General features: G+C 68.1%; 6 protein-coding genes and 1 pseudogene. 3 read left to right on the top strand and 4 right to left on the bottom strand.

The genetic code is table 11. The features are described 5' to 3' along the window. Positions 1–343 (top strand): annotated as a pseudogene (locus AC1VAN_RS15475) (alpha/beta hydrolase); the annotation flags it as partial. A 20-nt stretch (positions 344–363) separates the two neighbouring features. On the opposite strand, the gene AC1VAN_RS15470 reads toward AC1VAN_RS15475, so the two are convergent. Beyond that, the gene (locus AC1VAN_RS15470; RefSeq protein WP_099783070.1) at positions 364–1,725 is read right to left on the bottom strand and encodes an MFS transporter; all 1,362 of its coding nucleotides are present in this window, start codon (positions 1,723–1,725) and stop codon (positions 364–366) included. Between the two features lie 88 nt (positions 1,726–1,813). Between AC1VAN_RS15470 and soxR the strand changes: the two genes are divergently transcribed. After that, the gene (gene soxR, locus AC1VAN_RS15465; protein ID WP_032951587.1) at positions 1,814–2,248 is read left to right on the top strand and encodes a redox-sensitive transcriptional activator SoxR; all 435 of its coding nucleotides are present in this window, start codon (positions 1,814–1,816) and stop codon (positions 2,246–2,248) included. Between the two features lie 37 nt (positions 2,249–2,285). On the opposite strand, the gene AC1VAN_RS15460 is transcribed toward soxR, so the two are convergent. Next, the gene (locus AC1VAN_RS15460; RefSeq protein ID WP_025874043.1) at positions 2,286–2,888 is read right to left on the bottom strand and encodes a short chain dehydrogenase; all 603 of its coding nucleotides are present in this window, start codon (positions 2,886–2,888) and stop codon (positions 2,286–2,288) included. Positions 2,889–2,986: 98 nt separating this feature from the next. Between AC1VAN_RS15460 and AC1VAN_RS15455 the strand changes: the two genes are divergently transcribed. Then, on the top strand, positions 2,987–3,619 hold the full coding sequence (locus AC1VAN_RS15455; protein WP_480986134.1) for a LysR family transcriptional regulator: 633 nt from the start codon (positions 2,987–2,989) through the stop codon (positions 3,617–3,619). Between the two features lie 54 nt (positions 3,620–3,673). On the opposite strand, the gene proC is transcribed toward AC1VAN_RS15455, so the two are convergent. Together proC and AC1VAN_RS15445 are read right to left on the bottom strand one after the other, a co-directional pair. Continuing rightward, the gene (gene proC, locus AC1VAN_RS15450) at positions 3,674–4,495 is read right to left on the bottom strand and encodes a pyrroline-5-carboxylate reductase (protein WP_442251282.1); all 822 of its coding nucleotides are present in this window, start codon (positions 4,493–4,495) and stop codon (positions 3,674–3,676) included. 16 nt (positions 4,496–4,511) lie between these two features. Continuing rightward, on the bottom strand, positions 4,512–5,189 hold the full coding sequence (locus AC1VAN_RS15445; RefSeq protein ID WP_032977304.1) for a YggS family pyridoxal phosphate-dependent enzyme: 678 nt from the start codon (positions 5,187–5,189) through the stop codon (positions 4,512–4,514). Positions 5,190–5,282: the final 93 nt, after the last annotated feature.

The following is a 5,282-nucleotide window of genomic DNA, read 5'->3' as shown; positions in this document are numbered from 1 at the left end:
GGCACAGGCCGAGCAGCAGGCGGATGGCACGGCCAAGCCGAAGATTCCCAACAGCATCGACAACCTCAAGGCCAGCGACCCATTCGTGAAAGCCGCTGCGCAGCTGCCGATCACGCCGGGCCTGAAGTACCACTCCATCATCGCCCAGCGCAAACCGGAACTGCCGGTGGAGAAATCCGACGATGGGCTGGTGCCTTACTGGAGCTCGCACCTGCCGGGCGCGTTGTCGGAGAAGGTGATCATCTCCGGCCACAGCGTGCAGGAGACGCCGCAGGCAGTGCTGGAAGTGCGCCGCATCCTGCACCAGGACATCGATGAAGWGGGTACGGTGGCGAGGCCGTAACGGGACGCTCTCCGGGGCGTCTACACGCGACGTGCGATCACCGTGGCGAACACCGCCAGGCCCAGGGTGATGGCCAGGCACAGGATGTAACCGGTATGCGGGGCGCTTTCCACGAACAGTGCGAACAGCGCGCCGGATACCGCCAGTGCGGTGGTCACCGACAGTGCTTCGCTCAACTGCAGGGCCGAGGTGTTCGCACCCTGTTCGTGTGGTGGTGACAGTGACAGCGTCAGCACCGAAAGGCTGGCGTAGATCATGCCCATGCCGAAGCCGGTCAGTGTCCAGCCGACCAGGGCGACCGGCAGTGGCACCGCAGTGAACAGCACCGCCAGCGTCGCGGCGATGCCCACGGTCATCAGCGGTGTGCCCACGCGCAGCAGTTGCTGCCGCGACCAGCCGCGCTGCTGGTGACCCTGCAGCCACGAGCCGGTGAACCAGCCCAGCGCGCCCAGGCTCAGCACGGCACCGGCCCAGCTGGGTGACAGCCCACGCTCGCGCTGCAGCAGCAGGGGCAGGTAGGCCTCGCAGGCGAAGAACGCGGCAGCGGCCACACCACGCAATGCGATCACACTGGGCAGGCCACGGCGCAGGCGCAGGGTGCCGGCGGGCAACAGGCGATGCACGCAGAACAGCAGCGCCAGCATCGCCACGCCGATGCACAGCAGTGCCGGTACGCCCTGTTGTTGCCCGCCCAGATACAGCAGCAGGGCAGCCAGGGAGGCGCCGCTGGCCCAGCGCACGATGTTGCCGCGGCCATCATCGGCAACATCCGTGGCTGCAGCCTGCATGCGCGCCAGCGCCGGTCGCAGCAGCAGGCCGGCCGGTATCGCCAGCAACGGCACCGCCAGGAACACCCAGCGCCAGCCAAGATGCTGCACGATCACACCGCTCAGCGCCGGGCCGATCATCGACGGAACCACCCAACCGGCAGAGAACGCGGCGAAGACCTTCGGCCGCAGATGCTCGGGATAGGTCCGGCCGACCATCACATACAGCGACACCGAAATGGCGCCTGCGCCCAGGCCCTGCAGCAGGCGTCCGGCCACCAGCATGCCCATGCGCAGGGCGAAGCCCGCCAGCAGCAGGCCGAGCACGAAGCAGGCCAGGCCCCACCATAGCGGGCGTGCGGGGCCGTGGCGGTCGGCCCAGCGGCCGGCCAGGGTCATGCCGATCACGCTGGTGGCCAAGGTGCCGCCGAAGGCCAACGCATACAGGCGCAGGCCGTCCAGGGCCTCGGCCACGGTCGGCATTGCTGCGGCCACCGCCAGTGCCTCGAAGGCATGCAGGGAGACCAGGGCGACCATGCCCAGGGTGGTGGCGCGGTAGCGCGCGGACAGGATGGAGGAATCGACCGGATCGGCCGTGGCAGCGGGGGAGGGCATCGGGTTCCTGCGGAGGCGGACGGGCCGCGCTTGTCATCTGGCGGCGATGGTAGCAGCATGCCACCTCAACCAAAGTTGAGGTCAATCGATGCTGGCACAGGACATGAGCGTCGGCGATGTCGCCCGTCGCAGCGGCGTGGCCGTCTCTGCGCTGCATTTTTACGAGCGCAAGGGATTGATCAGCAGCCTGCGCACGTCGGGTAACCAGCGCCGCTACGCCCGCGACGTGCTGCGCCGGCTGGCGGTGATCCGCGTGGCGCAACGCGTGGGCATGCCGCTGGAAGCGGTGGCACGTGCGTTCGAGAGCCTGCCGCAGGGGCGGGCGCCGACCAAGGCCGACTGGGCCAAGCTGTCGGCACGCTGGCAGGTGGAACTGGAGGAACGCATCCACATGCTGCAGCTGCTCCGCGACGAGCTGACCGGCTGCATCGGCTGCGGTTGCCTGTCACTGAAGCGTTGCCGCCTGGCCAACCCGGATGACGTGCTCGGCGAGCGCGGCGACGGCCCGATGCGCTGGGGCTGACCGTGCTGGTGGGTGCCGACCCTGGTCGGCACGCTCGTTACCAGACGGTGATGGTTTCGCCGCTCTGGATGCCTTCCACCGCGCGCTGGAAGGCGAGCGCCGCGCGCTGTGCGGTCACCGCTTCGAAGCCGGGGAAGTAGGGGCCGTAGGCTTCCATCGATTCCACCAGCACGTTCGGGCTGACCACGTTGATGCGCAGCCCGCGCGGCAGCAGTTCCAGCGCCGCCGCCCGCACGAAACCTTCCAGCGCATGGTTGACGGCGGTGGCGTTGGCGCCATCGCGGATCGGCTGCGCGCTGACGATGCCGCTGGTCAGSGTGATSGAGCCGCCWGCGTTGAGATGGTGCTGCGCGGCCAGTGCAAGGCGTACCTGGCCGAGCAGCTTGTCCTGCAGGCCGACGTTGAACTGTTCGGGTGTCATCTGCTGCAACGGGCCGAAATGCAGCTTGCCGGTGGTGGATATCACCGCATCGACCGGGCCGGTCTGCGCGAACAGTTCGCGCACGCTKGCGTCGTCGGTGAGGTCCACGCGCAGGCTRCCGCTGTGGCGGCCGGCAGCGAGGATGTCGTGCTGCTGGCCCAGGTGGCGGGCGACCGCCTGGCCGAGGGTGCCGCTGGCACCGACGAGAAGAATCTTCATGACAGCTCCTTGCGAGAGGGGATGGATGCAGTCTGCGCTGTCACCGGTTGGTTTGGTAAGTGGCTTATGATTCGCATATTCCTAACCATGGATTTGCAATGGATACCTTGCGCTGCATGCAGGCCTTCGTCGCCGTGGCCGAGCACGGTAGTTTTTCCGCTGCCGCCAGCCACCTGCAGGTGTCGGCGGTGATGGTCGGCAAGTACATCCAGCAGCTGGAAGCGCACCTGGGCACCGCGCTGCTGCAGCGGAACACCCGTCGCCAACGCCTGACCGAAGCCGGCACTGCCTACCTGGCCGGTTGCCGGCAGGTGCTGGAACAGGTGCAGCAGGCCGAGGCGGACGTGGCCGGGCTGCAGGTGCAGCCACGCGGGCTCCGTGGTACGCCGCGCACGCCCGCCGATCTTGAAGGACATGATTGCCTGAGCCACCTGGCCTGGCGCGGCGGTCACGGTTGGCAGCTGGCCAATGGCGAACAGGTCGATTGGGAAGCGCGGTTGACCAGCAATGACGGTTACGCGCTCCGCGAAGCAGCCGTGGCGGGCGCAGGCCTGGTGCTGCAGCCGACCGCGCTGCTTGCCGGTGAAATCGCAGCGGGACGATTGAAGCCACTGCTGCGCGACTATCTGCCCGAGCCACGGCCGATGCACCTGATCTACCTGCCCGACCGTCGCCCCCGACCGCGGCTGCAGTGTTTCGTTGATTTCGTCATGGCCAGGCTGGGCACGTAGATCCACGCATGCGTGGATGGCGGTGGGTGCCGACCGTTGGTCGGCACACTTGTTTCAATCATTGGCGGCAGACAGTTCCTGCCCACGCACCTGCGCGGCACGCAGTGCCTTTTCCACCAACGCTTCAAACCCACCTGCCTGGAAGCTTTCGATCGCCGCCTGGGTTGTGCCGTTGGGTGAGGTCACCCGGCGCCGCAGTTCGGCTGGGCTTTCACCGGCTTCGTCCAGCATGCGCGAGGCGCCCAGCAGTGTCTGCACCACCAGCGTGCGCGCCGCTTCTGCAGGCAGGCCTTGTGCGATGCCGGCCGCTTCCATTGCTTCGGCCAGCAGGAACACATAGGCCGGGCCACTGCCGGATACGGCGGTGACCGAATCCATCTGCGCTTCGTCGTCGATCCACACCGTGCGTCCCGCGCTGGCCAGCACGCGTTCGGCCTGCGCATGCTGCTGCGCATCCACCGCTGGCGTGGCATACAGGCCGGTGACCCCGGCGCCGAGCAGGGCCGGGGTGTTGGGCATCGCGCGCACCACCGGCAGCGTGCCACCCAACCAGCGCTGCAGCTGCGGGCTGGTGATGCCGGCGGCGATCGAGATCACCAACGGCTCCTGTGTCTGCGCCAACACCTGCAGTGACTGGCAGACCTCGCGCAGCACCTGCGGTTTCACCGCCAGCAGCCACGTGTTGCCCTGCGCCGCCGCAGCGGCCGCGTTGTCGTGGGTCTGCACGCCAAAATCGGCAGCCAGCTTTTCGCGCAGTTCGGCCACCGGTTCGGCCACGTGGATGTGCGCGGCCGGCACGCCCTGCCGGATCAGGCCGGCAATCAGGCTGCGGGCCATGTTGCCGCCGCCGATGAAGGTGATGGAATCAGCTGCCATGGGAATCTCCTTGGAATCAGGCCGGGCGCGGACGCGCGCCGAACAGGGCGGTACCGATGCGCACCAGGGTGGCACCTTCGGCGATCGCTTCAGCGTAGTCGCTGCTCATGCCCATCGACAGGGTGTCCACCTGGGCATGAGCGGCAGCCAGCGCCTCGAAAAGTGTGCGCATGCGCACGAACGCGTCGCGCCGGCGCTCGGCGTCGGGCCACGGCGCAGGAATCGCCATCAGGCCGCGCAGGCGCAGGTTCGGCTCGGCGGCGATGGTTGCCGCCAGCGCGTCCACGTCGTCCGGCGCGCAGCCGTGCTTGCTCGACTCGTCATCGATGTTGACCTGGATGAGTACGTTCAGCGGGCCGCGTTCAGCGGGGCGGTAGCGGGCCAGCGCGGCGACCAGCTTGGGCCGGTCCACGCTCTGCACCCAGTCGAAGTGCGTGGCCACCGGTTCGGCCTTGTTCGACTGCAGGTGGCCGATCAGGTGCCATTCCAGGCCCAGCGGCTGCAGTTCCTGCATCTTGGCCAGCGCTTCCTGCACGTAGTTTTCGCCGAACGCGGTCTGGCCCTGCGCGGCAAGCGCAGCCACGGCCTCGGCCGGCTGGGTCTTGGACACCGCCAGCAGGCGCGGCGGTGGCCGCCCGGCGGCAGCGGCGGCGTTGTGCAGGTTGCTCAGGATCTGGGGCAGGGGAGTGGCCACGTAACGCGTTCCGTTCAATCAGGAGGCTATACTGCCGCCCGGGGAAAGATCCTTCCAGTCGAAGCCGTTATTGGGGAGTAGCCGCTCATGGAT

The organism is Stenotrophomonas sp. 05L44_2 (assembly GCF_056665995.1).
The sequence above is the reverse complement of the archived record's forward strand: the minus strand, read 5'-3'. Positions and strand labels throughout refer to the sequence as shown.

Coding starts and splice junctions, on each gene's coding strand:
- AC1VAN_RS15470 (WP_099783070.1), bottom strand. CDS start 1,725: ATGCCCTCCCCCGCTGCCACGGCCGATCCGGTCGATTCCTCCATCCTG.
- soxR (WP_032951587.1), top strand. CDS start 1,814: ATGCTGGCACAGGACATGAGCGTCGGCGATGTCGCCCGTCGCAGCGGC.
- AC1VAN_RS15455 (WP_480986134.1), top strand. CDS start 2,987: ATGGATACCTTGCGCTGCATGCAGGCCTTCGTCGCCGTGGCCGAGCAC.
- proC (WP_442251282.1), bottom strand. CDS start 4,495: ATGGCAGCTGATTCCATCACCTTCATCGGCGGCGGCAACATGGCCCGC.